Source organism: Streptomyces phyllanthi (assembly GCF_009377205.1).
GTDB classification, from domain to species: Bacteria; Actinomycetota; Actinomycetes; order Streptomycetales; family Streptomycetaceae; genus Streptomyces; species Streptomyces phyllanthi.
Genome location: NZ_VJZE01000658.1, coordinates 1 through 3732 on the forward strand (window position 1 = coordinate 1; position 3732 = coordinate 3732).

Annotated in this window: 3 protein-coding genes; 2 read left to right on the forward strand and 1 reads right to left on the reverse strand. The window is 73.2% G+C overall.

Annotation, left to right across the window (positions count from 1 at the left end):
* Positions 1 to 87: 87 nt before the first annotated feature.
* On the reverse strand, positions 88 to 834 hold the full coding sequence (locus tag FNH04_RS42910) for a LolA-like protein (protein ID WP_152791659.1): 747 nt from the start codon (positions 832 to 834) through the stop codon (positions 88 to 90).
* Positions 835 to 1058: 224 nt separating this feature from the next.
* Between FNH04_RS42910 and FNH04_RS42915 the strand changes: the two genes are divergently transcribed.
* Positions 1059 to 3140: an N-6 DNA methylase gene (locus tag FNH04_RS42915; RefSeq protein ID WP_322725504.1), complete on the forward strand. Its 2082-nt coding sequence runs from the start codon at positions 1059 to 1061 to the stop codon at positions 3138 to 3140.
* A 161-nt stretch (positions 3141 to 3301) separates the two neighbouring features.
* On the forward strand, positions 3302 to 3732 hold a 431-nt coding region (locus FNH04_RS42920), incomplete at its 3' end, for a hypothetical protein (protein ID WP_152791660.1).

Here is a 3732-nt window from a genome sequence, read left to right on the forward strand (position 1 = left end):
GGCCTTGGGGGACTTGGGGGCCTTGGGGGCTCCGGGCCACTCCATGGCACGGCTGTGCGGTGCCCCACCGGTCCGGACAGCCCGCCGTCAGCCCCCCATCGCGTCCAGGTCCAGCACCTTCCCCTTGGGCGCCTCGGCCGGTACCGGCTTGTCGTAGTCGGTGAAGGTGATGTCCCCCGGGTCCTTCGCGGACTTGCTGACGACCCGGAGCAGGTACGGCTTGCCCTCGGTGGCCACGTAGGCCGTGTCGCGGTCCTTGCCGTCCTGTTCGTGGAGCGCGATCGCCGGGGTGCCGTCGACGGTCGTCGTGGCTCCGCGCTCCGCGTCCGAGTTCACGTCCTCGAACTCGGAGAGCACGGTGTCGAGGTCGCAGAAGCTCGCGAGGTCCTTGGCGTCCGTGCCGGTCGCGGCCGTCTTGGTCCACTTGCCGGCCAGCATGTCCACGACCGCCTCGGTCTCCTCCTCGGACGACCCCTCGGACTGCGCGCGCAGGAACGCCTCGTCGAACTTCAGATAGACGGTGTCGCCGGTCTTGATGAGCTCGGTCCTGCCGCCGTTCATGCTCATCGTCCCGGCGCAGTCGCCCTTCTTACTGAGCGCCATGTCGATCCGGATGGTGCCGCCGCTCTCCTCGTCCGGCACCTCGCCCTTGAGCCGGAGCGAGGTCGCGCCCTTCGTGGCCTCCACGGCCCGGTCGGCGATCTCGCCGCCGGTCAGCCCGGCGAACGGTCCCTTCGACTCGCTGTCCGCCTTGTCGGTGCCGGGCAGGCAGCCGGTGAGCGTGACGGTGGCGGCCGCGGCGATGCAGAGAGCGGCAAGTGCGGTGCGACGCATGAAAGTCCCCCCAGAGAGTGTGACCGCCCCGCGTGAGCAGAGCGCTGTTCGATGCGTCAATGAGAGCAGAGACTGTGAACCGAGTCAACACGGTTCACGAGGATGGGTGCGTACACGCGCGTGAAGCGGTCGGCTTGCGTGTGCCGGTATGCTCGGCGCACACACAGGGGGCACGGCACACGACGACGTGGCGCCCACGGACCAGGCAGAGGGGAGCCGGGCGCGTGCAGGGCAGCGGAACAGAGGTGACCGCCGCGGGGATCGCGCGGCTCGCGGGAGTCGGGCGCGCCGCCGTCAGTAACTGGCGCCGCCGTCACGCCGACTTCCCCAGGCCGGTCGGCGGCACCGAAACCAGTCCGTCGTTCGCGCTCGCCGAGGTCGAGGCGTGGCTTCGCAAGCAGGGCAAACTCGCCGAGGTGCCCCTCAGGGAGCGGGTCTGGCAGCAGCTGGCCGGCCACCCCGCGGGCCCCGTCCCGGCCCTCGTCCACACGGGCTGCGCCCTCCTGCTCGTCCACGACCGCCACCCGGTCTGGCTGGAGGTGAGCGCGGGCTCCGACCAGCGTCTCGCCGAGCTGCTCCCGAACTCGCTCGACCAGGTGCTCACACCCCGCTTCGGCATGGTCCGCGAGCCCGCTGTGACCGCCCCGACGGCCGCCGCTCTCCGGCCCTCGGTCCCGCTGCTGCGCGGCGCCGCCGAGCTCGCCGCCGAGACGGGCGCGCGGCAGACGTTCGAGTTCCTGCTCACCCGGTATCTCGACGCCAACCCGCGCCAGTACACGCTGACTCCGGGCGACCTCGCCCGGCTGATGGCCGACCTCGTGGGCCCCGCCACCACGGTGCACGACCCGGCCTGCGGCACCGGAGCCCTGCTGCGCGCCGTCGAACCGCGCCCCGACCAGGAGCTGTCCGGCCAGGACAGTGCCCCCGAACTCGCCACGCTGACCGCGCTCCGCCTGGCCCTGCACACCCGGTCCACCGTCCGCACGGCCGCCGCCGACAGCCTGCGCGCGGACACGTACGGCACGCTCAGGGCGGACGCGGTCCTCTGCCACCCGCCGTTCAACGAGCGCAATTGGGGCCACGACGAGCTCTCCTACGACCCCCGCTGGGAGTACGGCTTCCCGGCCCGCAACGAGTCCGAACTGGCCTGGGTGCAGCACGCGCTGGCCCGCCTCAGGGACGGCGGCACCGCCGTCCTGCTGATGCCGCCCGCCGCGGCCGGCCGCCGATCCGGGCGCCGTATCCGCGCCGACCTGCTCCGCCGGGGCGCCCTGCGCGCGGTGATCGCCCTGCCGGCGGGCGCGGCACCCCCGTACAACCTCCCGCTGCATCTGTGGGTGCTGCGCAGGCCCGACAAGGCGCCCGCCCAGCCCGAGGTGCTGCTCGTCGACGCCGGGCACCTCGTCGACGGGGGTGTCCCGGCGGTCGAGCGCGCCCGTGAGACGGGGGGCGCCCGGGAGCCGGGAAGCGGCCGTGGCGTGCTGGACCGGGAGGACGTACGCGCCGCCGTCCTGGAGACCTGGCGGTCCTTCGACCGCGACGGCACCGTGCCGGAACAGCCGGGCCTGAGCCGTTCCGTGCCCGTCATCGAACTCCTCGACGACGACGTGGACCTGGCCCCCGCCCGCCATCTCCCGCCCCCGGGCACCGCGGGCGGCGTCGCGGAACTCTCGGCGGTGCGCGAAGACCTCGGCCGCACCCTTCGGCTGACCGCCGATCTGACGCCCCCCGCCCCCGACGAGGCGCAGCCCGCCCGCTGGCCGCTGACCACGGTCGGCGAACTCGCGCGCGGGGGCGCCCTGTTGCTGCGTACCGGCGGAAACGGCCCCCACGCGCGCGTGCTCACCGACCACGACGTCCTGACCGGCACGGCACCCTCGGGGGCCCTGCCCGAGACCGGTGAGGCGCCCGTGCTCGTCGAGGAGGGAGACGTCGTCGTGCCCGTCGTCGGGGGAGGTGCCGTCGCGCGCGTGGTGGACGAGGCGACGGCCGGTGCGGCCCTCGGGCGCAGCCTCACGCTGCTGCGCCCCGACCCGGCCGCACTCGACCCGTGGTTCCTCGCGGGCTTCCTGCGCGGCACCGCCAACAACCGCCAGGCCAGCAGCTACGCCTCCACCGCGACCCGGCTCGACGTACGCCGCCTCCAACTGCCCCGGCTCCCGCTCGACCAGCAGCGCCGCTACGGCGAACGGTTTCGCGCCCTGGCCGAGTTCGAGAACGCGCTCCGGCTCGCGGGCCGCCTCGGCGAACAGCTCGTACGCGGCATGTACGACGGCCTGACCGACGGCACGGTCGCACCCGACTGACCGGCCCTGACCCGGGGCGAACCGGACCGATCCCCTCCGCCGTCAGCGTGTGGAACGGTGCGGCAACGGTTGTCCACAACCCTGGACGGCATGTCCTCCTCGGCCTATACGCTCAAGTACGACATCGCACGACCGCCCTCACCAGGCCACCAGGAGCAGCCATGCACGGCCCCGGCTACGCGCCGCCACCGCCTCACCGCCCCTCGCAGGGCGCACAGATCACCCTGCGTGTGATCTTCGTGGCGCTGGCCGTCATGAGCTGCGGCGTCTTCGCCTGGGCGAGCCTGCTGAGGCTCGCCTCCGTGACCCGCAAGAAGCTCGACTGGGCGCTGTTCGTCCTCGGGATCGTGCACATCGTGCTCGTCATCACGCTGCTCGCCGCCGACCCCGGCGAGGACGAGTTCACCACCTGGCGCGGCAACGGCGGGATGTGGCTGCTGCTCATCGGCATGGTGGTGACCGTCGCGTACTACCTGTACGCGGACATACGCCACTTCGGCCCGTCCGGCCCGGCGCAGTACGCGCAGACCACCGGCGGCTACGCGCAGACGACGGGCGGCTACGCCCCGCCGCAGACGGGATACGGCTACCC